Origin of the sequence: Amycolatopsis pigmentata, assembly GCF_042684065.1 — a bacterium.
In the GTDB taxonomy this organism is placed as follows: domain Bacteria; phylum Actinomycetota; class Actinomycetes; order Mycobacteriales; family Pseudonocardiaceae; genus Amycolatopsis_E; species Amycolatopsis_E pigmentata.
Map to the genome: position 1 here is coordinate 17,644 of NZ_JBHUKR010000033.1, position 23,272 is coordinate 40,915.

Annotated in this window: 21 protein-coding genes; 12 read left to right on the forward strand and 9 right to left on the reverse strand. The window is 68.1% G+C overall.

All coding sequences use genetic code 11. The features are described 5' to 3' along the window. Positions 1-139 precede the first annotated feature (139 nt). Positions 140-1,390 (forward strand): MFS transporter, encoded by a 1,251-nt coding sequence (locus ACFSXZ_RS41085; RefSeq protein WP_378271983.1) that lies wholly within the window; start codon positions 140-142, stop codon positions 1,388-1,390. Here ACFSXZ_RS41085 and ACFSXZ_RS41090 read toward each other — a convergent pair. From ACFSXZ_RS41090 to ACFSXZ_RS41100, 3 genes are all read right to left on the reverse strand, one after another. Next, positions 1,360-1,719 (reverse strand): nuclear transport factor 2 family protein, encoded by a 360-nt coding sequence (locus ACFSXZ_RS41090; RefSeq protein ID WP_378271984.1) that lies wholly within the window; start codon positions 1,717-1,719, stop codon positions 1,360-1,362. The two genes, ACFSXZ_RS41085 and ACFSXZ_RS41090, sit on opposite strands and share 31 nt — an antisense overlap. A gap of 151 nt (positions 1,720-1,870) precedes the next feature. After that, a complete protein-coding gene (locus ACFSXZ_RS41095; RefSeq protein WP_378271985.1) occupies positions 1,871-2,212 on the reverse strand; it encodes a MaoC/PaaZ C-terminal domain-containing protein in 342 nt (113 codons plus the stop codon). Positions 2,213-2,263: 51 nt separating this feature from the next. Next, the gene (locus ACFSXZ_RS41100; RefSeq protein WP_378271986.1) at positions 2,264-3,844 is read right to left on the reverse strand and encodes a CAP domain-containing protein; all 1,581 of its coding nucleotides are present in this window, start codon (positions 3,842-3,844) and stop codon (positions 2,264-2,266) included. A gap of 214 nt (positions 3,845-4,058) precedes the next feature. On the opposite strand from ACFSXZ_RS41100, the gene ACFSXZ_RS41105 reads away from it, so the two are divergent. After that, on the forward strand, positions 4,059-5,072 hold the full coding sequence (locus ACFSXZ_RS41105; protein ID WP_378271988.1) for a glycoside hydrolase family 16 protein: 1,014 nt from the start codon (positions 4,059-4,061) through the stop codon (positions 5,070-5,072). A gap of 66 nt (positions 5,073-5,138) precedes the next feature. On the opposite strand, the gene ACFSXZ_RS41110 is transcribed toward ACFSXZ_RS41105, so the two are convergent. Together ACFSXZ_RS41110 and ACFSXZ_RS41115 are read right to left on the reverse strand one after the other, a co-directional pair. Beyond that, the gene (locus ACFSXZ_RS41110; protein WP_378271989.1) at positions 5,139-6,740 is read right to left on the reverse strand and encodes an ABC transporter substrate-binding protein; all 1,602 of its coding nucleotides are present in this window, start codon (positions 6,738-6,740) and stop codon (positions 5,139-5,141) included. Positions 6,741-6,971: 231 nt separating this feature from the next. Then, positions 6,972-8,933 (reverse strand): nuclear transport factor 2 family protein, encoded by a 1,962-nt coding sequence (locus ACFSXZ_RS41115; protein WP_378271990.1) that lies wholly within the window; start codon positions 8,931-8,933, stop codon positions 6,972-6,974. 248 nt (positions 8,934-9,181) lie between these two features. On the opposite strand from ACFSXZ_RS41115, the gene ACFSXZ_RS41120 reads away from it, so the two are divergent. The 6 genes from ACFSXZ_RS41120 to ACFSXZ_RS41145 all read left to right on the forward strand — a co-directional run bounded on the left by ACFSXZ_RS41120 (position 9,182) and on the right by ACFSXZ_RS41145 (position 15,502). Beyond that, positions 9,182-10,102, forward strand: a complete 921-nt coding sequence (locus tag ACFSXZ_RS41120) for a DUF6282 family protein (protein ID WP_378271992.1) — start codon at positions 9,182-9,184, stop codon at positions 10,100-10,102. Next, positions 10,099-11,031: a BKACE family enzyme gene (locus tag ACFSXZ_RS41125; protein WP_378271993.1), complete on the forward strand. Its 933-nt coding sequence runs from the start codon at positions 10,099-10,101 to the stop codon at positions 11,029-11,031. Before ACFSXZ_RS41120 ends, ACFSXZ_RS41125 begins: the two co-directional genes overlap by 4 nt. A 38-nt stretch (positions 11,032-11,069) precedes the next feature. Continuing rightward, positions 11,070-11,858 (forward strand): SDR family NAD(P)-dependent oxidoreductase, encoded by a 789-nt coding sequence (locus ACFSXZ_RS41130; protein ID WP_378271995.1) that lies wholly within the window; start codon positions 11,070-11,072, stop codon positions 11,856-11,858. Positions 11,859-11,921: 63 nt separating this feature from the next. Beyond that, positions 11,922-12,704: an IclR family transcriptional regulator gene (locus ACFSXZ_RS41135; RefSeq protein WP_378271997.1), complete on the forward strand. Its 783-nt coding sequence runs from the start codon at positions 11,922-11,924 to the stop codon at positions 12,702-12,704. Next, the gene (locus ACFSXZ_RS41140) at positions 12,691-13,653 is read left to right on the forward strand and encodes a cyclase family protein (RefSeq protein WP_378271998.1); all 963 of its coding nucleotides are present in this window, start codon (positions 12,691-12,693) and stop codon (positions 13,651-13,653) included. The genes ACFSXZ_RS41135 and ACFSXZ_RS41140 overlap by 14 nt, the downstream gene beginning before the upstream one ends. Before the next feature lie 496 nt (positions 13,654-14,149). Further along, the gene (locus ACFSXZ_RS41145) at positions 14,150-15,502 is read left to right on the forward strand and encodes a cytochrome P450 family protein (RefSeq protein ID WP_378272000.1); all 1,353 of its coding nucleotides are present in this window, start codon (positions 14,150-14,152) and stop codon (positions 15,500-15,502) included. 28 nt (positions 15,503-15,530) lie between these two features. Here the strand turns inward: ACFSXZ_RS41145 and ACFSXZ_RS41150 are convergent, their stop codons facing one another. Continuing rightward, the gene (locus ACFSXZ_RS41150) at positions 15,531-16,556 is read right to left on the reverse strand and encodes an LLM class flavin-dependent oxidoreductase (protein ID WP_378272001.1); all 1,026 of its coding nucleotides are present in this window, start codon (positions 16,554-16,556) and stop codon (positions 15,531-15,533) included. 230 nt (positions 16,557-16,786) lie between these two features. Between ACFSXZ_RS41150 and ACFSXZ_RS41155 the strand changes: the two genes are divergently transcribed. After that, positions 16,787-17,335: a CAP domain-containing protein gene (locus ACFSXZ_RS41155; protein ID WP_378272003.1), complete on the forward strand. Its 549-nt coding sequence runs from the start codon at positions 16,787-16,789 to the stop codon at positions 17,333-17,335. A 59-nt stretch (positions 17,336-17,394) separates the two neighbouring features. Here the strand turns inward: ACFSXZ_RS41155 and ACFSXZ_RS41160 are convergent, their stop codons facing one another. Then, positions 17,395-18,168, reverse strand: coding sequence for an SGNH/GDSL hydrolase family protein (locus tag ACFSXZ_RS41160; protein ID WP_378272005.1), 774 nt, complete (start codon positions 18,166-18,168; stop codon positions 17,395-17,397). 6 nt (positions 18,169-18,174) lie between these two features. Continuing rightward, a complete protein-coding gene (locus ACFSXZ_RS41165; RefSeq protein ID WP_378272006.1) occupies positions 18,175-18,963 on the reverse strand; it encodes an SGNH/GDSL hydrolase family protein in 789 nt (262 codons plus the stop codon). 112 nt (positions 18,964-19,075) lie between these two features. Here ACFSXZ_RS41165 and ACFSXZ_RS41170 point away from each other — a divergent pair, with 112 nt between their 5' ends. From ACFSXZ_RS41170 to ACFSXZ_RS41180, 3 genes are read left to right on the forward strand one after another with little or no spacing between them, the layout of a single operon-like run. Next, a complete protein-coding gene (locus ACFSXZ_RS41170) occupies positions 19,076-19,750 on the forward strand; it encodes a response regulator (RefSeq protein WP_378272007.1) in 675 nt (224 codons plus the stop codon). Next, the gene (locus ACFSXZ_RS41175) at positions 19,747-21,153 is read left to right on the forward strand and encodes an ATP-binding protein (protein ID WP_378272009.1); all 1,407 of its coding nucleotides are present in this window, start codon (positions 19,747-19,749) and stop codon (positions 21,151-21,153) included. Before ACFSXZ_RS41170 ends, ACFSXZ_RS41175 begins: the two co-directional genes overlap by 4 nt. After that, entirely contained in the window at positions 21,150-21,641 is a 492-nt protein-coding gene (locus ACFSXZ_RS41180; RefSeq protein ID WP_378272011.1) for a hypothetical protein, read from the forward strand. The genes ACFSXZ_RS41175 and ACFSXZ_RS41180 overlap by 4 nt, the downstream gene beginning before the upstream one ends. Here the strand turns inward: ACFSXZ_RS41180 and ACFSXZ_RS41185 are convergent, their stop codons facing one another. Beyond that, positions 21,642-22,856, reverse strand: a complete 1,215-nt coding sequence (locus ACFSXZ_RS41185) for an acyltransferase family protein (protein WP_378272012.1) — start codon at positions 22,854-22,856, stop codon at positions 21,642-21,644. Positions 22,857-23,272 lie beyond the last annotated feature (416 nt).

A 23,272-nucleotide genomic window follows, 5' to 3' on the forward strand; every position in this document is an offset into this window, starting at 1 on the left:
GCACCTCACCTTGTGCATGAGGTCCAGCTCGCACAACGATCGGTTGTGGCACGCCGCCGGAGCCGTTGTTGGTGACGACGCGGGCCGACCGGCTTGAATCCCTTGACCACACCGGTGTTCAGGGGAAGGAGCTTCGAGGATGCGGCCAAGAGAGCGCCTGGGACGAGCGTTCGGGTGGCTGTGGGCCGCCTACGCGGTGAGCGTCTACGGAACCTGGCTCGGGTTCGGGGCCTTCTCGGTCATCGCCATCGAAGTCCTGAACGCCGGTTCGGCGGAAGTGGCGGCGCTGTCGGCGTCCGGACTGGCGATCGGGGCGCTGCTGGCGATCCCGCTCGGGCCGTGGATGGAGTTCCGCGCCAAGCGGCCGGTCATGATCGCCATGGACGTGGTCCGCTTCGGGGCGCTGGCCTCGATCCCGCTCGCCTACTGGCTGGGCGTGTTGTCGTTCGCGCAACTCTTGGCGGTCTCCATCGTCACCGCGACGGCGAAGATCGCGTTCACGGCGGCCAGCGGCGCCTATCTCAAAAGCATCGTCCCCGGTGACCGGCTTCTGGTGGCGACCAGCCGCTTCGAGTCCACCAACTGGTCCGCCTCCATGGTCGGGCCGCCCCTCGGCGGCGCCGCCATCGGGCTGCTGGGGCCGGTGGTCACCGTCGTCGCCGACGCGGTGAGCTATCTCCTCTCGGCGATCGGCGTCACCGCGATCAGGGAACCCGAACAGCCCCAGAAGCCGCGAAACCCCCAGGTGCGCCGGTGGAGCGACATCGTCGAAGGCTGGCGTTACCTGTTCGCGCATCCCACGCTGCGGCGGCTCTTCGTCAACACCATGCTGGTCAACGCGCTGATCATGGCGACCGAACCGCTGTTGTCCGTGCTGATGCTGTCCCACCTGGGATTCCCGGTGTGGGAGTACGGGCTGGCGTTCGCCGTTCCGTGCACCGGCGGGCTGATCGGGTCACGGCTCGCCCGGCGCATCTCCTCCCGTTGGGGCGAAGCCAGGGTGCTGCGGGTCTTCGGCGCCCTGCGCGCCTGCTGGCCGCTCGGACTGGTGTTCATCCGGCCCGGCCTCGCCGGGCTGTTGATCGTGATGGTCACCGAGTTCGGGCTGATTCTCTGCGTGAGCATCTTCAGCCCGGTCTCGGCCACCTACCGGCTGAACAACACCCCCGATGACCGCCAGGCGCGAGTGCTCGCCGCCTGGTCGGCCACGACCGGCACCAGCACCGCGGTGTGCACGGTGGTGTGGGGCCTCCTTGCCCAGTTCACCGGCCCGCATGCGGCTATCGCCCTCGCGGGAGTCGCCCTCCTGGGCACACCGTTCCTGTTGCCCCGGAGGCTCGCCGTGCCCGAAACCCGGGATCAGGCGTACACGGGGGCGAGATCGATGTAGATGCGATAGTCGTCGATCAGGCCGTCGTCCGCGGCACGCCACATGGTCACGGCCGGAACGGTGACGGTCTTCCCGTCGAGACGGTCGTAGGTCACGGCGAGTTCGATGATCGTGTCCGGTCCGACCGTCCATTCGTTCCGCACGGCGTGCCGGAGCCCCTTGATCGTGGCGAAGAACTCCCCGACGCTCTCGGCGATCCGGTCCGGACCGTGGATCGGATCGCCGTTGCCGAAGACCATCCGGCCGCCTTCGGAGAACAGCCTCCCGAAAGCCGCCGCGTCACCGGAATCGACGATGCCGAAGACCCGGGAAACATTCTCGCTCGCCACAGTGCGCACGCTCCTCGGTGAGGCAGGGGAATATCAGCAGTGATACACACCCCGCGCTCCCGAAGACAACGCCGGCAACGCTCCGGCACGAGAATTGCTCCGACAGGCCGAATGCGGTTGGGCGGTTCGCCTTTCCCGGTAAGGACGAGCTTCAGCGGGGACGCCGGGCGATGAAGTTCACGGCGACGATCGTCGCCGGCACCGCATCGTGCTGGTTGATCAGTTCGGCTTTGGTCTTCACCAGACCACGATCGGGTTTCGACCGGGAAAGACGGGTCTCGACGGTCGTGGTACGCAGCCTGAGACGGTCGCCGGGGCGGACCGGAGCGTTCCAGCGCAACTCGTCCAGGCCCGGCGACGCCAGGCTCGCCACCGTGGTCAGGTAGTGGTCGGCGAACAACCGCATGAAGATGCCCCCGACGTGCCAGCCACTGGCGATGAGCCCACCGAACTGGCTTCTGGCCGCGGCTTCGGGATCGGTGTGGAAGGACACGGCAGCGGTCACCCCGCTGTCGCCGGCCGAGTCCCGGCGCGGTACCAACGCTCAGTTCGCGAAGTCCTGGGTCATCCACAGAGCACCGGACGGGTCACGGGTGACCACGATGCCGACCCTGCCGAACGACGGACTCAGGATGTTCTTGCGGTGGCCGTCGTCGGGCGCCTTCTCGTCGAGCATGTGCTGCGTGATGCCGACCCCGACGTCCTCGACGGCGGACGCCGGGACGGAGGTGCCGGAGCCGACGTTCTCGCCTACCGCGCTCCACTGCACGCCCACCGCGCGCACGCGGTCGCCGATCGGAGCCTCACCGGGGCACTGGTGCGACTGCCCGCAACCCGAAGACATGGTCTGGGTGTGCGCGAGCGCGCTGGCCACCAGTGCCGGGTCCATCCGGTACGGCGGGAGCTTCGCCGCGGCCCGTGCCCTGTTTATCAGGGCGAGCACCTGCTCGGCGGGTCCGGAAAGAGCATTCGGCGGAGCCGGTTGACGCGGGGGTGTGTTGTTCGGCCCGGCTTGGGGCGGCCCGGCCTGGGGCGGCGCGGCGGGCGGGTTCGCGGCAGGCGAGGCGGGCGGTGGCGGCGCGGCGCTGCTCGCGGGCCCGGATGACGTCGCGGTCGCGCTCGACACCGGTGACGACGGGCCGGAGGGCGGCGTACCGGTGGAATCGGCCAGCAGGCGGGGCACCACGATCGCGGAGCCGCCGAGCGCGCAGGCCGCCGAAAGACCGGCCACGATGACCGCCGGTTTCGTGCCGAAGAAACGCCAACGCGAACGGGGAGGCTTCGGCTCCTCACCGGCCCGCGTGTCCGCCGGCATCTCCTCGTGCACGGCGGCTATCACCCGCGCCGTGTAGCCGGAGGGCAACGGCAGCAGCGCGGGCGCCGTGAGCAGTTCGTCGGTGGGCAGCATGTCCAGCGCCGCCTGGCAACACCGTGGACAGGTACCGACGTGACGGAAGAAGCGTTTGCGCCACCCGGGAGTCGGTTCGCCCGTCCAGTCGTAGGCCTCCCGGTCCAGCCCCTGACAGACCGGCACCGCCACCAGCGCCCGCACCAGCAGCCGCCCGGCGTCCAACCGCTCGCTCAGCTTGGCCACCCGGCGATCCATCTCGCGGGCGTCGATCCCCAGTGCCCCGGTCACTTCCGCGGCCGTCAGGTGCCCGGCGAGTTCCAGCCACCACAGCGACAGCAGTTCGCGGTCTTCGTAGTCCAGCCAGCGCGCCGCGTGCTCGAGCTCCTCCCGCTGCTCCGACTCCAGGTCGGGCGGGGGCGGCTGCTCGTCGTCCTCGTCGATCCCGGCACCCTCGCCGCCGCGCCCGCCCACGACGCCGGCGCGGTAACGCTTGCGATGCGCACGGATCTGGTCGATCGCGCCCGCGACCAGGCAGGACCGGAACCGGCGGGGGTCACGAAGGGCCCCGATGTCCCGGACGACCCGGATCATGAGGTCTTCGACCACCCTGTCGATGTCGGCGTCCTCGGACAGCGTCCGGGCGACGATGGTGTACACGAGGGGCACGGACTTGGCGACCAGCGCGTCGAGTGCCCGCTGGTCCCCCGCGCTCGCGGCGACTATCAGCCGTGCCGCGCTCGGTCCAGCCCTGCCGGCCCGCTCGACCACGCTCACTACCCTCGCCTTCCGAGTCTCCTCCCACGCCAACGAGCCCGTGGGCTGACACCACCGGGGAAGCGCGAAGACCGTATGTGCTTCTTTGTGAGGTTTCCGTGTGGAAACGGTCTCGATGTCGCCGTGGAGACAACTTGTGCACGACACTTGCACGTTGGGGAAACAATCGCGCGCGACGAGATCACCTCCGGCGCGCAAGCGGCAAGATAACGGCGTGATCACAGCCGTCCGGCCCGCGCAACGCGGGTTTCTCACCGTGGTGGCCCTCCTGGTGACCACCCTGGTGACCTCGGCGTGTGGCGCGACCCCTGATCAGCCCGTCGCGGCGCCCGCTCCGCTCGCGGCGACGTCATCCGCGCCGCCGGCCATCGCGCTCGGCCCGGCGACGGCCGAGAGCGTGGTGATCGGCCCGCCGTCGCCCGATCCGGCACCTCCCGCGCCCCCACCGCCACCACCGTCCGGCGCGGGGGCGTGGCGGTTGATCTGGTCCGACGAGTTCGACGGTGGCGCGGGCACGGGGCCGGACCCCGGCAAGTGGGTCTTCGACACCGGCGGCGAGCCCAGGTGGGGCAACCAGGAATGGCAGTACTACACCAGCCGGCGGGAGAACGTCGCCGAGGACGGCACGGGGAATCTCCTGATCAGCGCCCGCCATGAGCAGTTGCCCGGCATGACGCCCTGCGCCGAAGGGTCCTGCGACATCACCTCGGGGCGGGTCACCACGAAGGCCAGATTCGACCAGGCCTACGGCCGGTTCGAGGCCCGGATCAAGATCCCCGACGGCCCCGGCCTGTGGCCGGCGTTCTGGGCGATGGGCGCGGACGACGACAGCCACCCCTGGCCCGCCAACGGTGAAATCGACATCATGGAAGCGGTCGGCGCCGAACCCGGCACCGTCTACGGCACCGCGCACGGCCCGGGTTTCACCGACCAGGGCATCGGCGGCAGCCGCCAGTTGCCCGGCGGACGGCGCGTCGCCGAGGACTTCCACACCTTCGGCGTCGAATGGTCACCGTCGAAGATCGACTGGCAACTGGACGGCGCCACCTATTTCACGCTGACCCCCGACCGGCTCGCGCCGGGCCAGAAATGGGTCTTCGACCACCCGTTCTACCTGCTGATGAACCTGGCCGTGGGCGGGAACTGGCCGGGCCCCCCGACCGCGGCCACACCCTTTCCCGCCGCGATGCGGGTCGACTACGTGCGCGTCTACGCGCCCGCCCGCTGAGAAGATGGAGGGCCCCGGCGGCCGGGGCCCTCCATGGTGGTTACTGACCGCGCTTACTGACCATGCTTACTGGCTCATCCAGACCGTGTCCCACAGGATGGTCGGGTTGACTCCGGTGACCGGTGCCAGCTTGGTGGTCAGGCCGGTTCCGTGCACGCCCTTGACCACCACGTTCGCCGGCGTGATGGTGAACATGAAGGGCGCGTAGGCCTTGTCGCTGATCAGCTTGGCGGCCTGGTCGTACAGTGACTTCCGCTTCGCCTGGTCGAGGTCGCCCGCGGCCTGGTTGAGCAGGTTGTCCAGCGCCGGGTCGGCGACACCGCTGTAGGGCACGCCCGAGGCGAACCGGAAGCTCACCCCGGTGCCCGCGGCGGGATCCCACGATCCGGCGGTCTGCAGCATCGACTGCCACTTGCCGGAGTTGAAGTTCTGGATGGTCCCGCTCAGCTGGTCGGAATGCATGGTCACCTTGATGCCCGCCGCCTGCCACTGGCTCTGCAACGCGGTGCCGACCTGCTCGGCCACGTAACTCTTCAGCAGGCCGAGGTCGACGGTGAGGCCGCCCAGTTCCTGCACGATCGACTTGGCCTTCTCCAGGTCGAAGGTGCGGTAGCCGGGCACCGACGGGCTGTAGAACAGGCCGCCGGGCGCGGTGAACGACTGCGTCACCGCGTAGTTGCCCTTGAACAACCCCTTGTTGATGGCGTCGGCGTTGGTCGCGTAGTAGATCGCCTCCCGTGCCCGCTGGTTGTCGAACGGCGCGATCTTGGTGTTGAGCTGGATGACATACGGTGAGGTCGGCAGGGATTCGGTCACCTGGAGGTTCTTGTTCGCCTTCGCCTGCTCGACCAGCGGCGTGGTCTGCATGCTTTCGTAGGCCTGGCCCTGACCGGCCTGGATCGCCTGGTAGGCGGGCTGGTCACCACCGATGGCCTTGATGATCAGTTTGTCCAGATAGGGCTGGCCCGGCTTGAAGTAGTTCGGGTTGCGGCTCAGGTCCAGTTCCGTGCTGAGCACGTCGTGGTCCACCACGAACGGCCCGGCGCCGACGGGCGCGATCTTGAACTGGTCCGGCCCCATCTTCTGCAACGCGGTCGGCGAAGCGATCCAGTTGACGTTCGACACGGTGAACCCGTTGATCACCGCGGCGTTCGCGCGGGTGAACTTCACCACGACCGTGTTGCCCTCGGTGGTGATCGGGTTGTCCGCGACCAGCGGCCACTTCGGCGCGCAGGTACAGCTCGAGGAGACGTCCCGTTTGAAGTTGAAGGCGACGGCCTCGGCGTCGAACGGCGTGCCGTCGCTGAACTTCACGCCGTCCCGGATGGTGATCTTCAGCGTCTTGCCGTCCGGCGAGAGGTCGTAGCCGCTCGCGAGATCCGGCTGCACGTGGATGTTGCTGCCGTCGTCGTTGCCCGCCAAGACGAACAGGCCGCCGAAGATGGCGTTCATCTGGGTCATGTTCGCGCCACCGGTGGTGTTGGTGGCCGGGTCCAGCCCGCTGGGCCATGCCCCCGCGAAATCGTTGCGCTCCAGCAGGGTGAGGGTGCCGCCCCGTTTCGGCGGACCGCCGGCCGCGTCATTGCCCGACTGCCCGTTGCCGCCGCACGCGGCGACCACGACGGCCACCGAGAGGAGGGCGAGAACGTGCTTGATTCTCTTGCTCAACTTCTTCTCCCGCTTCTTTGCGGAGTGGGTCACGACCTTGCTCTGGTTGGCCACAAGGGTCGCCAATATACCGCTCCGGCTGCAGACGGCTTTCGTCTCGTGGAATAAAAACTCGTCAACGGCGGCGGGGAAGTTCGCCCAGGACAAGGAATACACAAAGGACGGACGTGGTTTTTCCGTGTGCCCGCATCATCTTCGCGAGCACACGGAAAATTCCGGGGACCGACTGGTCTAGTCCAGATCCACTCCGTCGATCGACGGCCCGGTCGGCGGCAGCTGATAACCGTGCGCCGTCATGCTCGACTCGGGCCGCAGGCGGTAGGTGACACAGTCGGGCCAGTAGAGTTCGGGCACGCGGCCGCTCACCGGATTGCGGTAGCCGAACCACATCGGCGGAATGCCGGGCCAGTCGATCGTGGTGCCCCCGCCGCCCCGGAAGCCTTCCTGGCGCTTGCCCAGTTCGGTGAGCTTGACGTCCGGCGGATAGATCTCCAGCAGCCTGCTCGGTGGCGGGTTCGGCGAGCCCGCCGGACGATCCTCCGCCATCGCCCAGCCGCCTTCCCAGGTGGGCGAATTGAAATAGTGTTCGTCGATGGTCAGGCTCCACAACCGCCAGATGCCGTCTTCGAGGACCGCCTGGTCGTTGGGATACATGCCGCCGGCGAAGCCGGTGAAGTCCGGGGTCACGGTCTGCGAGGTGCGGGGCTGGAACAGCCGTGTCCGCAGGTTCGCCGAGCGGCCGTCGTGGGAAACCATGATCACCGGCTGCGTGCGCCAATGGTAGGAAATCCGGGCGCGCCGGAAATCCGCCGGCCGCGAACCTTTGTAGAAGGCGTTGGCCGCGCCGAGAATGCGCTCCCGGCCGAAGTAGTAACCGGCGAAGGGCGAGGACTTGTTGCCGTTGACCGCGAAGATGCCCGCCATCTCCGGCCACTGCATGTCGTCGATGTAGAACCCGTAGGCCGCCGAGACGTTCTCGGTCCCGTCCCACGCTTCCGAACGGGCCAGCCTGCGGCGGAGATCGGCCAGCTCTTCCTCCGACGGGTCCGCGCTCCCCTCGGTCGCACCGGTCCCGCTCTCGTCGCGCTTACGCGTCACCTCGAGGAACTCCGGCACGACACGCTCGGTTTCCGGCGTCGTGCCGCCGTCTCCCCAGCCCTGGAAATAGTCGGCGGCCAGCAGCGGCGTGATATGCAGTTCCTTCAGTTTCCACAACCCGCCGTCCTTGACGAAAAGGTTGCGGAAGACGGAGAACTCCCAGGAACCCTCACGCTTGTCGGCGTTTCCCAGCATGCCGATCTCGAATCCGCACGCGATCGCCTCCTGCCCACCGGGACGGATCTCGACGATCAGGTCGAAGATCGGGCGGTCGTTGAGCTCGCCGTGCGAGAGACCTTCCGCCCCCATGCGTTCCATCGCGCGGCGCACGCCGTCGGGTCCGGTGTGGACTCCGGCGCCGTCGATCCGCACGACCGCACCGTCGGCGAAGAGATCGACCACGTCGCTCCACATCTTGCGGTCGACGTAATAGCCGTAGACGGCCTGGAGATTGCGGACTTCGTCCTCGTCGTTCAGCCTCGCGATCCGCTCCGCCAGTTCGGCCGCGCTCGCCGTGGTGCGGGGCGCGGGACCGGACGGCGGCGGAATGGGCACGCCCGACTCGTCGAGGGTGAAATGTGGTGGCGTGATCGGTATTCCGTCGTCGCCGACGTTGGTCCAGCCGGTGGTGTAGTCGCCTTCGTACTGCGGGTGATAACGCAGGGCCGCGATCCGCCAGCGACCGTTCTCCAGAACGTAGTCGTTCTCGTGGAGCCCGCCCTGAATCCGCGCCCGGCCCTTGCCGTCGCCCAGGAATCGCATGCCGTGCCAGCGGCCCTTGGCGGTGCGGCCGTCGGCCGACAGGTTCACCAGCGGCTGGTCGACGATCTCGGTGTGCAGCGTGCCCGGCGTGCGGCCGTCCATCGCGCCGGCGTCGGCCTCCAGCCACGCCGCGATCGCTTCGCGTCCGGTCGCGATTTCCTCGCCCCAGCGCAGTTCGCCGTCTTCGGCGAACAGCGCCGCCATCGCTTCCCACTGGCCGAACTGACTGAACTGGGCGTAAGCGCGCTGTACATCCTTGACCTCACGCAGTGACTCGAGCCGTTCGACATCCCGTGCCAGCGCGTCGATCGCCCGGGGCGCGTCCGCGTTCATGCTCTCCCCAATCCGTTGCCGTCGTCCGGCCAGTTCGAGCACCGGCCGACGAGCGTCTCACCGGGACCGCGGATGCAGTAAAGCAACCGCAAGTTCATCATGCAACCCGCCCTTTCGCATTGCGGACAGTGCCGTTCCGTGACGCCACATGTACCGATCCCAGGGGGTCTCCGGATCGTAGACACGGGGGTGCCTTGTCCGTATGATGAACAATCAGTTCGCAGTCCGTACTATCGGAGGGCCCACTTATGCCTTCAGCCGAGGACACGCAGTCCGCCTCGCCGGCCGTCCTGAAAGTCCTGAACGGTGCGGTGGACCTGCACTGTCACTCGGGGCCAAGCCCCTTCCCCCGGCGGATCAACCACGTCGAAGCCTCGTACGACGCGGCCCGGATCGGGATGCGCGCGCTCCTGTTGAAGTCCCATCACCACAACACCGTGATGGACATCAAGTCCATGGCCGCCCAACTGGAAGACGCACCCACGCCGCTCTACGGCGGAATCGCCCTCAACACTCAGGTCGGCGGCATCAACCCGTCGGCCGTGGCGATGAGCCTGGGCATGGGAGGACGGTGCGTGTGGGCGCCGACCACCTGCGCCGCCCCGCACATCGAGCACCACAACCACGGCGGCAGCTTCCCCAGCTCCGGCTTCGACATGCGGGAGCAGGAAGTCTCGATCTACGACGAGTCCGGGGAGATCTCGGCGGACACGGTCACGGTCACCGAAATCATCGCCGAGGCCGACGCGCTGCTCGCCGGCGGGCATCTGGACCCCGAGTCGACGAAGGCCCTCTTCTCGCTCGCCGCGGAAAAGGGCGTGCGGCGCATGCTTCTGCAGCATCCGGACTTCATCGTCGGCGCGTCCTATGACGATGTCGACGAACTGGTGCGCATCGGCGCCTACGTCGAGCACGAGATCGCCATGTACTACCCCGGCACCAGCATGGCCTGGCCCGTCCAGAAGCTGGTGGACTGGATCGAGCGCGTCGGCCCCGAGAAGACGGTCATCTCCTCCGACCTCGGCCAGAAGAACAACCCCCTGCCGGTGGACGGCTACATCTACCTGGTCGGCCAGCTGCTCGACCATGGCGTGTCCGAAAAGGACATTCGTACGGTCATCGCGGACAACCCCGCGTTCCTGCTCGGTCTGGAGGAGAAGCCGGCATGATCACCGCGGACAGCGTCATCATCACCACCGCCGTGACGGGCTCGGTCCACATCCCGTCCCAGAGCGACCATCTTCCGATCACGCCGGAGGAGATCGTCGCGGCGGCCCTCGAAGCGGCGGAAGCCGGGTCGGCCATCATCCACCTGCACGCCCGGCACGACGACGGCAGGCCGGCGTTCGAACCGAGCGTGTTCGAAAAGATCATCCCGCCGATCGTGGACCAGTGCGACGCGGTCATCAACATCTCGACCGGCGGGGCGTCGTCGATGACGATCCAGGAGCGGCTGGCCGCCGCGACCCGGTTCAGCCCCGAACTCGCCTCACTCAACATGGGCTCGATGAACTTCGTCTTCTCCGGTATCGCCGACAAGGTGACCAAGTGGAAGCACGACTGGGAAAAGCCCTACGTGGAAAACACCTACGGCCACCCGTTCATCAACTCTTTCGACCAGATCGAGTACGCGCTGCGCGAACTGGGAGAAAAGGGCGGGACGAGGTTCGAGTACGAGTGCTACGACATCGGGCACCTCTACACCCTCGCCCACTTCGCCGACCGGGGGCTGGCCAAGCCGCCGTTCTTGATCCAGGGCGTCTTCGGGGTGCTCGGCGGCATCGGAGCCGACCACGCGAACCTCACCCACATGGTCACCATCGCCGACAAACTCTTCGGCGGCGACTACCACTTCTCGTGCTTCGGCGCGGGACGCCACCAGATGCAGTTCGGCACGCACAGCGCGTGGATGGGCGGTCACGTCCGGGTCGGGCTGGAGGACAACCTCTACATCGGCAAGGGCGAACTGGCGACCAGCAACGCGCAGCAGGTCCGCAAGATCCGCGATGTCGTCACCGACCTGGGCAGGCCCATCGCGACACCGGAAGACGCCAGGCGGATGCTGGCCCTCAAGGGCGCGAAGAACATCGCGCTGTAGAGCCACACTGATCAGCAAGCAAGAACTAGGGAGAAACGTTGTCCGACAACGCACCGGCGTCCACGGCGCCCGGAACCGGGCTGCTCGCCGGCAAAGTCGTCCTCGTGGTCGGTGGCAGCACCGGCATCGGGGCCGATTCCGCAAGGGTTTTCGCCCATGAGGGCGCCTCGGTGATGGTCACCGCCCGTTCGAAGGACACGCTCGCGGAGCTCACCGAAGAGCTCACCGCGGCGGGTCACGACGTCGCCTACACCGCTGGTGACGTCAGCGTCGGCGCCGACGTGGCGCGCTTCGTCGAGGCCACGATCGAACGGTTCGGCCGGCTCGACGGTGCGTTCAACAACGCGGGCATCAACCAGTACGGCAGGCTCGACGAGGTGTCGGAGGAGGACTTCGACCGGGTCATGGCGGTCAACGTCAAGGGCATGTGGCTGTGCCTGCGCGAAGAGATCCGCGTGATGCGCGCGGCAGGTGGCGGTTCGATCGTCAACACCAGCAGTGTCGGCGGGTTCCGCGGCAACACGGGCCTCGGCGCCTACCAGGCGAGCAAGCACGCGGTCATCGGCTTCACCCGCACGGCGGCCCACGACAACGGGCCGGTCGGCATCCGCGTCAACGCCATCGCCCCTGGCCCCACCGAGACCCCGATGTTCGTCAAGTGGCGGGAGGCGGACCCGGCGGCCGTGGAGCGCCGGGTCGCCTCCGTCCCGTTGCGGAAGGCCGCCACCACCACCGAGGTGGGCAACACCGCCGCGTGGCTGTTGAGCGATCGCGCGAGCGACATCAACGGTGTCGTCCTGCCCGTCGACGGCGGCTACAGCGCCTGACCATGTTCGCGACGCAGACCAGGAGTCCCGGACTTCCCACGCCGGCTGAACCGAAGTCCGGCCATGACCGGCGTTGACCCGGCCAAGGACGCGTCCGGCTCCGACATCCAGGCGGTGCAGCGGGTCGGGCAGATCTGTTCGCTGTTCGGACCGCACACGGCCGAGCTGACCGCCGCGGACGTGGCCGGCCGGCTCGGGCTGAACCGGACGACGGCCTACCGGTACTGCGCTTCGCTGGTCACGGCCGGAATACTCGAGCGCGGGCACCGTCGCGGCACCTTCGTGCTGGGCGGCCTGATGCTGCAACTGGGAATGCACGCCCTGGAACGGCGGCGCGTGGTCAAGGTCGCGCCGCCGTACCTGGCGGAACTCACCGCCACGGTCGGAATGACGACGGTGCTCGCCGTCTGGGGCGCACGCGGCCCCGTGGTGGCACTGGTCAACGAGGACGTCAGCCGTACCGTGCTCGTCACGGTGCACGCCGGCTCGGAACTCGACCTGAGTTCGGCGCAGATGCGTGTCTTCCTTGCCTGCCAGGACGAGCAGGCCTTCGCGAGGGTCACCGCGGACGTCTCGGACGCCAGGCGTGCCGAACTCGAAGCCGGCGTGCACATGGCCCGGCGCAACGGTTACAGCATCGCGACCCCGTCCGTGGGTCTGTTCACCGCGGCGGCACCGATCTTCGACGACTACGGCATCTGCGCCACCATCGCGCTGCTGGGCGCGGACCAGATGGCGGACCTCTCGTACGGGTCGCCCGCCCTCACCAAGCTTCTGATGACAGCGGCCGCGCTCAGCGACGAAATGGGCGGCGGCCAGGAGAGGAGACGCGTTGCCCACCTATGACGAGATCGGTGGTTCGAGCTGGGAGGTCTTCGGACGCGGCAACGAACTGGGCACCGTCAACTTCCTCACCCCCGAGCGCGTGGCCGCGGCCGCCCGCCTGGTCCGCACCGGGCGCCGGTTCAATCTCGACTACCCGGTCAACGCCTTCGAGCCCTACCCGACCGGGACCCGGCATCCGACCCAGCACCACATCTTCGCCAACAACGAGTTCCATCGCGACGACTGGCTCGATTCGTTCTATCTCCAGTCGACGTCACAACTCGATTCCCTGCGCCACATCGGACATCCCCAGCACGGTTTCTACGGCGGAATCCCGGCCGAGGAGAACAACGAGAACTCGACCGCGCTCGGCATTCACAACTGGGCGGAGTCGGGCATCGCCGGCCGCGGTGTCCTGCTCGACATCCCGCGCTTCTTCGAGCGCGAAGGCAAGCCCTACAGCTGCGAGCAGACGATCGCGCTCGACGACGTGACGATCGAGGCGATCGCGCGGTCACAGGGTGTCCAGTGGCAGGGCGGTGACATGCTGATCCTGCGCACCGGGTGGGCCGAGAACTATGTCGCGAAATCGATGGAAGAACGCGTCGAATTCAACAAGCGCAACGCCTCCCCCGGACTCGCCCAGCGCGAATCGATCCTACGCTGGCTGTGGGACCACGAAATCGCGCTCGTCGCGAGCGACAACCCGGCGGTCGAAGCCGATCCGGTGATCGACTCCGACTTCCGGTACGAGGGCGAGCGGCCACCGGAGCGGGGCGTGAACCACAGCGGAATGTTGCACCGCCCGCTCATCGCCCTGCTGGGCATGGCCATGGGCGAACTCTGGAAGGTCGACGAACTCGCCGCCGACTGCGCCGCCGACGGGAGGTACGAGTTCTTCCTGACCTGCAAGCCGCTGAACATCCCCGGCGGCGTGGGTTCGCCACCGAACGCACTCGCCTTCAAATAGCCCTCGCGATCACGCAACACCCACCCGCCGCCAACAGGGACGTTGCCACAGAAGGGAAAACCGCTCGATAAATGTCCAATGAGGACGTTCACGAGCATCACCCTATCGTGTTGCTTTCGGACATATGTGTTCGTTTGATTGTTCGATAATATAGGGCCATGTCCGATCAGCAGTACCTTCCCGACCCCTCCGAGGAGTCCACGTCCACGCCCGGGAAAGCCTTGCCATGGCTGGAAACCGGGGAGGACACGGAAGGCCTCACGAAGCTGGGTGCGCACGTGTGTGCGGCATTGCGGGAGCTGGCCGTGACAGGGATGTCACGGGGCGGGTTGTTGCGGACCGCGGAGCGCCGACGTCCACCTCCTGCGCGGCCCGGGGGAAGTCGGCCAATTCCTGTCCCGAGCCACAACGTCAAAGACGTCATAGAGGCGGACGAGCCGAGTCTGCTCCATCCGTACGGCCGGCCTACGCCATCGGCCGCGTCTCGGGTGTTTTCGTGCGCTCCGTGGGGGCCTCGCCGGGCACACTGTGGGTGACGGACTGTTTCCGGAGCGGCCCCGGCTCCTACGATCGGGACCGAATCGCCGGCGCGGAGGCGTCCGGCCCGGCGCCGCTGACCGAAGAGGAACCGAACTTGGCGAACAATGCCGACGCGCTGGCCATGGACGCCCACTACGTCCAGCATCCCCACGAGGTCGAGGCCGAACTCCGGAAGGAAGCGCCGGCCCGGCTCATGGTGACGCCCCGGGGAATGCGCATGTGGCTGATCACCCGCTACTCCGACGTCAAGGAAGTGCTGGTGAATCCCTTGGTGTGCAAGGACGAAGCCCAGCGCGCGGAGTTGCTCAGCGAACGCCACGAGGCGACGTCCGGCCTGCGGTCTCCGGAGTTCCGCCTGATCGAAGCGCATATGCTCAACACGGACCCGCCCGGCCACACCCGCCTGCGCAAGCTGGTCGCGAAGGCCTTCACCACCCGTGCGGTCGTCCGGCTCCGGCCGAGGATCGAAAGTCTCACCGAAGAACTGCTCGACGGGATGGCGGATCGGGACGACGTCGACCTGGTGGCCGACTTCGCCGCGCCGCTGCCGATCACGGTGATCTGCGAGTTGCTCGGTGTCCCCGAGAACGACCGGGACAAGTTCGGGGACTGGGCCAGGACCATCGTTTCGTCCGTGGGTGACCAGCGGCTCGCCGATGCCGCCGGCCATTTCCGGGCCTACCTCGCGGATCTCGTCACCCGCAAGCGAGCCGACCCGTCCGCGGACATGCTGTCCGACCTGATCGCGGTGACCGACGGCGGCGACCAGTTGTCCGAGGACGAACTCGTCGCGATGGCTTCGCTGCTGGTGATCGCCGGGCACGACACGACGGTCAACCTGATCGCCAACGGAACTCTGAACCTCCTGCGGGCGCCTGAGCAACTGGCCGCGCTGAGGGCCGATCCGGGCCTGGTGCCGGCCGCCGTCGAAGAACTGCTGAGGTACGAAGGGCCGGTCCATCTCGGGACCGCCCGGTTCACCACGGGGCCGATCAGCGTCGGCGGAGTGGAGATTCCGGCCGGCGAATTCCTGGCCGTTTCCCTGGCCTCGGCCAACCGCGACCCCGAACGCTTCGAGGACCCCGACCGTGTCGACATCGCCCGGCAGACAGCCGGGCACCTTGCCTTCGGCCACGGCATTCACCACTGCCTCGGCGCTCCCCTCGCCCGTCTCGAAGGGACCATCGCCATCGGCAGGCTGATCGACCGCTTCCCCCGTCTCCGGCTCGCGGCCGACCCGGAAACCCTGACCTGGCGGTTCAGCACGCTCATGCGCGGACTCGAAAAACTCCCGGTGTCGACCCGCTGAACCCGTCGGCTCAGGCTCAGGGTCAGGGTCAGGAAGCGGGTTTCCAGCCGAGTGCCGGAGCGAGCCGGGTGGCGATGTCGGTGAGGATCTGCACGTAATCCTCGTGCTCGAAGGTGAACGGCAGGGCGAACGCCACCTCGTCGACCTCGCGGAACGCGGCGTGGGCGGCCAGGCGTTCGGCGATCTCACCGGAAGTCCCGACGAAGTCCGGCGAGAACATCAGACGTGCGGGGCCTTGCGGAGTGGCGGTGCGAGGCAGGCGCTTCCGTGCGTACTCGGCGTACTTCGCACGTTGCTCCGGCGAGGCGCTGTCGGTGGGAATGACCACCAACCCCTGCGAAACACGGGCGTGCCCACCATCCGGGTGGTGCGCGCGAAAAGCCTCGATGTGCGAAAACTGGATCTCGGCGAAATCCCGCGGCTCCGCGTCCTCCGCCTTCACCACGCTGCTGACCAGGAAGTTCATTCCGTGCTCCCCCGCCCACCGCGCCGAGGACAGGCTCCCGCCGCCGTACCACAGGCGGCGGCCGAGGCCGGGCGAGTGGGGCTGGACCCGGTCGGAGAACACCTCGAAGCCCTCGGTCCCGCCGAAGCCGGTGACCGGTTCGCCGCGCACGAAGTCCAGCAACCGCCGCACGCGGTCGTAGCCGAAGTCCTCGACGTCGGCGGTGTCCGGGTACAGGGCTTCTTTCACCAGGTCGTAGCGCATGGGCGGCCCGACGCTGACCCCCGGGTTGAGCCGTCCGCCGGAGAGGATGTCGACCGTGGCGAGGTCCTCGGCGAGCCGGAGCGGATTCTCCCAGCCCAGCGGGATGACCGCGGTCCCCAGCTCGATCCGGCTGGTGCGCTGCGAGACCGCCGCCAGCACGGCGACCGGGGACGAGATGCCGTACTGCAGGTGCCGGTGCCGCACCCACGCGCTGTCGAACCCCAGTCGTTCACCGAGTTCGATGATCTCGAGGGTGGACTCGTGCCCGCGGCGCGGATCGGCCTCGTCGAACAGGCCGATGGTCAGGAATCCGAGTTTGCGCAACGGTTTCGAGGTCAGCGACACGGGGGCCTCCCTTCCTCTGTGACTTCCGTCCGGCACGCTTCCCGGCCGCCTCAGGCCTGCCGATTCGATCGACATCGTGCGCGCCACCCCGTCGGCGGGCCACCCGCTCCCACGATGTGGTCGTGACCGGATGTGCACAACCGGACGCCCTTTCGGGAAATCCGGTGAATGGCGCCGAGATCGGCAGGTAATCGTCGGCTGTTGACCGGCGCCATCGAGGAGACGCGAAATTGCCCACGAGCCCGAAACGGAAACGACCTGACGGCACGGTCGTCCGGTTCGCTCCCTCATCGCAGCGCATCTCACATCTGCCGGACGAGCCCGACGACGACTTCGAAGCCGCCACCAGATGGGGCGAGGATCCCTCGTCCCTGGCGACGATCGTGGGTACCGGCGCGCATCAGGCCAAGAACGAGGAGGCCGTACTCCGCCTGGTCAACGCGGCGCGCGCCCGTGCCGGCCTGAGGGCACTGCGGGCCGACGAACGGCTTCGGGCGGCGGCGCGCGAACACAGCCGGGACATGGCCCGGCGTGACTTCTGCGCGCACGAGAATCCCGACGGGCTCAGCCCGGCCGACCGGATGCGCGCCAAGTTCTACCCCGACCCCGGCGCGGAGAATGTCGCGCGCGGGCAGAAGAGCCCGCAAAGCGTCATGGACGCGTGGATGAACAGCCCGGGACACCGGGCGAATCTCCTGAACGCCGACTTCCGCGCCATCGGTGTGGGCGTCTTCTTCGGGCGAGGCGGACCGTGCTGGACGCAGAACTTCGGGTACTGACCCGCGAACGTGATGGTGCCCGCGTCATCGACGCGGGCACCATCACGTGATCCGGCTGATCAGCAGCCCTGGAAGTGTCTGTCCGCGGACCAGCCGGTGTTGGCCCAGGACTCCGCGGGCGCGGAAGTCAGGCCGGGGACCAGCCCGGTGAGCGCGGCGAGCAACCATGCGGTGAAACGCGCGGCGCTTTGGGGACAGATGTGGATACCGTCGGAGCTGCGGTCCGGCTTGCCATCCCTGAACTGCTGGTAGGCATTTCCCCACACCGCACTGGCGTCGAGCAAGGTGGCCTTGCCCGCGGAAGCGTCCGCGACCCGGCGGGCGACGGAGGTGGTCCGGTCCATGTCGGCCATATGCGGCTGGTAGAAGTCGTCCGGCTCGATCGGGGGCATCGTGACGAAGACCAGCTTGGCACCGGCGTCGGCGACCGTGTTCACCAGCCGGTGGTACGCCGCCTCCTGCTCCTGCTCGGTGCCCCAGTCGAAGGTGGAGATCTGGTAGACGACCACGGAAGGCTTGGCGGAGGCGATCTTTCCCGGCAGTTCCTGCCATTGTTCGTCGGCGAACGGCCCGACGACGTTCCCGCCGCCCTCCGCGGCGATGGACTCGAAGGCGAAGTCGCCGGCGCCGGCCGCGGCGGCCAAAGCCTGCGATTCCGCCACGGCGATGCAGTCGCCGAGGAACAGCACCTTGGCGCGGTTCGAGGCGAGTGCGGCGCTGCCGGCCGGCTCGGCTCCGCCGCCGGTCACGGCGGCTTGGCCGACCGAACAGGCGGCGGTCAGCAGGAGGGCTGCCCCGGCGAGACCGAGGACGAGACCCGGTTTCCTGGTCATGTCCGATCAGCAGCCCGTGAAGTGTTTGTCGGCGGCCCAGCCGGTGTTGGCCCACGACGCGGCGGGCGCGGGGTTCAGGCCGGGGATCAGCTTGGCGAGCCCGGTGAGCAGCCAGTTGCTGAAGCGCGCGGCGCCCTGGGGGCAGGTGTGGATGCCGTCGGAGCTACGGTCCGCCTTGCCGTCCTTGATCTGCTGGTACTTGTCTCCCCACACCGCGCCGGCGTCGAGCAGCGCGGCCTTGCCCGAAGAATCGTCGGCGACCTTGCGGGCGACGGAGGTGGTCCGGTTCAGATCAGCCATGTGTGACTGGTAGAAATCGTCCGCCTTGATCGGGGGCATGGTGACGAAGACCGTCTTCGCGCCGATGTCGGAATCCTTTTGCACGAGTTTGGTGTAAGCGGCCTTCTGCTCTTGTTCGCTGCCCCAGTCGTAGGTGGTGATCTGGTAGACGACGACGGACGGTTTGGCGGAGTCGATCTTCCCGGACAGCTCCTTCCAGATCTCGTCGGAGTTCGGCCCGACGACATTCCCGCCACCATCTTCGGCGACGGACTGGAACGGGAGCTTGCTGGCGGCCGCCGCGGCGGCCAGGGCCTGCGATTCGCCCAGCGCGACCGAGTCGCCGACGAACAGCACCTTGGCCTGGCCCGAAGGGCCGCTGCCCGAGTCCGTCCCGGCCCCGCTGTTGCCGGCGGTGTTGGTCACGGACGACTGGCCGGAACAGGCGGCGGTCAGCAGAAGGGCGGCGGCGCTGCCGGCGAGGCCCAGAACGAAGGTCGGTGTCTTCTTGGTCATGGCAGCAACGATGCCGCCTGGATGTCGTGGTCTTTTCGCCGCTGTGTCGCGGATTTGTCGCAAGGATTCGTCCTGCCGTCACGGCGCGCGGCACGGCCGAGATAATGGCCGCGTGGTGGCGATTCTGCTCATCGAAGACGATCCGCTGGTCCGGCGCGGACTCCAGCTCGCGCTTTCTCGGCACGGCCACGATGTGCGCACGGCGGAAACCGGCGAGGACGGCCTGCGGGAATTCGAGGTGTCCCGGCCGGACCTGGTGGTTCTCGATCTGATGCTGCCGGGCATCGACGGATTCGAGGTCTGCCGCCGCATCCGGTCGGCCGGCGAGGTACCGGTGATCATGTTGACCGCCCGGGCCGACGACTTCGACATCGTCGGCGGTCTGGAGGCGGGCGCGGACGACTACGTCATCAAACCCACCCAGCCCACGGTGCTCGACGCGCGGATCCGCGCGGTGCTGCGCCGCAGTACGCCGACGCCCGACGGGGTCCGGGCGCACCGGGATCTGCGCATCGACACCACCGCGCTGACGGTGTCGCTGCGCGGCGAGCAGGTCACGCTGACACCGACCGAACTGCGGCTGCTGCTCACCTTGTCCCGCACGCCGGGACGGGTGTTCAGCCGCCAGCAGTTGCTCGAAGAGGTGTGGGAACACGACTACCTCGGCGACTCCCGGCTGGTCGACAACTGTGTCCAACGACTGCGGGCGAAGATCGAGACGAACCCGGCCAAACCGGAATACATTCAGACCGCGCGCGGATTCGGCTACCGGTTCGGTCCCCTGTGATCAGGCGGCTGCGGGGCCTGCGCACCCGCCTGCTGGTCACCTTCGTCCTCGTGGCCGTCCTCGGTGCCACCGCCGCCGCCTGGTCGAGCGCCGCGTCGGCGAGCGGCTCGCTGGTCACCGCCAGCCAACGGCAGCTCAGCGAAACGCTGGCCGGTCAGATCGGCGCGGTCACTCCCCAGCTGACCTATCCCCCGGACCAGGCCACCCTGGACCTGCTCCGCGGCACCGTGGGCGGGGACACGGTGGTGACCTACCGGGATCTGCGGTCCGCCAGTGGCGCCGACATCGAACTGATCACCGACGCGGTGCGCGAGGCCGCGCGCTCCCAAAACCGCCTCGTCACCCAGCGGATCTCCGCGAAGGGCACCGCGTGGCTGCTGCTCGGCACGCCCGTCATGATCACCGCGCCGGACGGCACGCGCACCCCGTCGGGCATCGAGGTCTACGCCGTGCGGGACCTCACCAGTGTGCAGGAGCAGATCAACAGCCTCACCCGGACCGCGGCCGTCACTTCCGCGCTGGTGCTGCCCCTGGCGGTGGTGCTGGCCCTGCTGGCCGCGCGCACGGTGCTGCGGCCGGTCCGCAAGCTCCGGGACACCGCGCGCAGGCTGGCGGCCGGTGACCTGGACGCGAGGTCCCCGCCCCGGGGTGCCGACGAACTGGCGGAACTGACGGTCACGATCAACGAGATGGCCGATTCGGTACAGACCTCGATGACGAAGATGGAGCGGATGCGGGCCGACGCCCGGCGTTTCGCCGCGGACGTTTCCCACGAACTACGCACCCCGTTGACCACGCTGACCGCTGTGGTCGACGTCTTGGCGATCGTCGCCGAGGACATGGAAGCGGACGCGCGCGAATCGGCCCAGATGGCGATCAGTGAAACGCACCGGCTGGTCCAGCTCGTCGAAGATCTGATGGAGGTCTCTCGCTTCGATGCCGGTACGGCGAAGCTGCGGCTGGAGTACATCGACGCGGCGGAGGCCGTGTACTACTGCGTTCGCGCGCGGAACTGGCTCGGCCAGGTCGATCTGATGGCGCGAGGGGAAACCCGGCAGTGGCTGGACCGGCGCAGGCTGGACGTCATCGTGGCCAATCTGGTCGGCAATGCCCTGCGGCACGGCGAACCGCCGGTGCGTGTGCGGGTTTCGGCGGACCCGGAGTGGTTGTGGGTCGAGGTCGTCGACAATGGTCCAGGCCTGTCCGAGGAGGTGCTGCCGCACGTGTTCGACCGGTTCTACAAGGCCGACGCGGCCCGCACCCGCACCCCGGGCAGCGGGCTCGGACTGGCGATCGCGCTGGAAAACGCCCGGCTGCACGGCGGAGATCTCGTCGCGGGCAACGCGAAGCGCGGTGGAGCGCGGTTCGTTCTGAGGCTGCCACGCGACCTGGAGGACGCATGAGGAGGAGACGGTGGGCCGCGGCGCTTTCTTGGCCGCCTTTGCTGGTCCTGCTCGCGGCCTGTGGCGTCGAGCCGTCCGGTGTGGCCGGCGCGGGTGAGGCACCCACCGGCGTGGCACCAGGGGTGACCTTGTATTTCGTGGACTCGAGCCTGCGCCTTCAGCCACAGTTACGGCAGACGAACCACCTCGGCTCGATTTCCGACGCGATTCCCCTGCTGCTGTTCGGCGCGAACGAATCGGGTCTGCACAGCGAAATCCAGAGCACGGGGTCGGCGCGGGCCGAGGTCAACACCTTTCCCGGCCTGATCCAGCTGAGGGTTCCCCTGAGCCTCAGGGAGGTCAGCCCGCTGGGGATCGACCAACTGGTGTGCACGGCACTCGGCGTCTTCATCCAGGGTGGCGGCGACAAGACCACCAAGGTGCAGGTGGAGTTCACCGACGCCACCCCGGAATCGGACAAACAGCGGACCTGCCCGCTGTTCCGGTGATCAGCCCAGGTCGCTGATGTCGATGGTCACCGGAGCCGGGGCGGGCACGAGCAGCCACAGCGCGGCGAGCGCGAGCGTGGCCACGGCGAACGCCAGCAGCCCAAGACGCCCCCGTGCCCAACGGGCGTGGAACCGGATCGGGTCCTCGACCAGGTACTTCGACACCGTGGCCAGGCCGATCGACAACGCGAACACGACCGCCGTCGTGGCCCATCCGGGATTCGCCGCCCCGCGCGGGGAAAGCAACGCGAGGATCGGCCAATGCCAGAGATAGACGCTGTAGGAAATCAGTCCGAGCCACCGCAGCGGCTCCCAGGCCAGGGCCTTGGCGACCACTGATCGCGGTGCCTGCGCGCACAGTCCGACCAGCAGGGCGGCGGCGAGCGAATGGGCGAAAAGCCCACCTTCGAACAGCCACGGCGAATTCACTCCGTCGACGAGGAGCCACATCGCGCCGAGTCCGGCCGCCAGCGCCCCCAAAGCGACGCCGGCCCACCGTCCGGCCACCCGGATCAGCAGGTTGCGCACCGGCTGGGTGGCCACCATCGCGCCCAGCAGCAGCGAAAACGCGCGGGTATCGGTGCCCGTGTAAACCCGGGTGGGATCCGAGGGATCAGCCAGGGCGACCATCAGCACGAGAGAGCCTGCCGAGGCCACCGCCGCGAGCAAGGCGACCCGGCGATTCACCCATCGACCCCGCTTGGCGACCACGAGCACGACCACCGGCCAGACGAGATAGAACTGCTCCTCGACCGCGATACTCCACAAATGCTCGAAAACCCGGGCCGGACCGAACCGGTCCCAGTAATTCGCCGACTCGGCGAGCAGATGCCAGTTCACGAGATTCGCCTGCACCCACGGCCCGTCCGACAGCGTCGTCCGCCGCACGTCCGCTGACGCCACCGTCCAGACCACCAGCGTGACACCGGCCAGCATGACCATCAGCGCGGGCGTCAGCCGGCGGATCCGTCTGCCCCAGAACGCGACCAGCGACAGCGTCCCGGTGGTCGCGACCTCCCGGAGCAGCAAGTCCGTGATCAGGTAGCCGGACAGGGCGAAGAACAGGTCGACCCCGAGGAATCCGCCGGAGAGATGGCCGGTATGAAAGAACAGCACACCGAGGATCGCGACACCCCGGAGGCCGTCCAGCGCGGGCAGGTGCGGCTTTCGCCCGCCGGCCGAAGGGCTGGCCTGGACCAGTTGCGGTTGGGTCATGGCGCCGATCGTGCCGCGCGCCGGTGGAAATCCTGTCCGGGCCAGGTCGCAGTCTTGTCGCAGTAACCGGCGCCTTCCGCACGCCCGCGATCACAGCGCGCGTCCGGCGTCCTACCAAGCGCTGATCGAACAAGGCGCACGATTCCGAGGATCGGGACAGACTCTTGCCTGCTCACTCAAAGCGTGCAAAGCTGCACATCGTGAACAAGTTGTTCGGATAACGAAACTGAAACGAAGAAGAATGGCCTTGTCACCGCGTTTCGCCGAGCCGTCCGAACCGGGGTCGCGGCCGGTGCCGCCTCTCCGACGTTCCGGGATCACTCTCGGCTCACTCCGCGATCGCGACGGCCGGCCGGGCTGGAAGGGATGGATGTCGGGTGGCTTACGCGAAGGATGATCTTCGTTCGGCGTTGTCG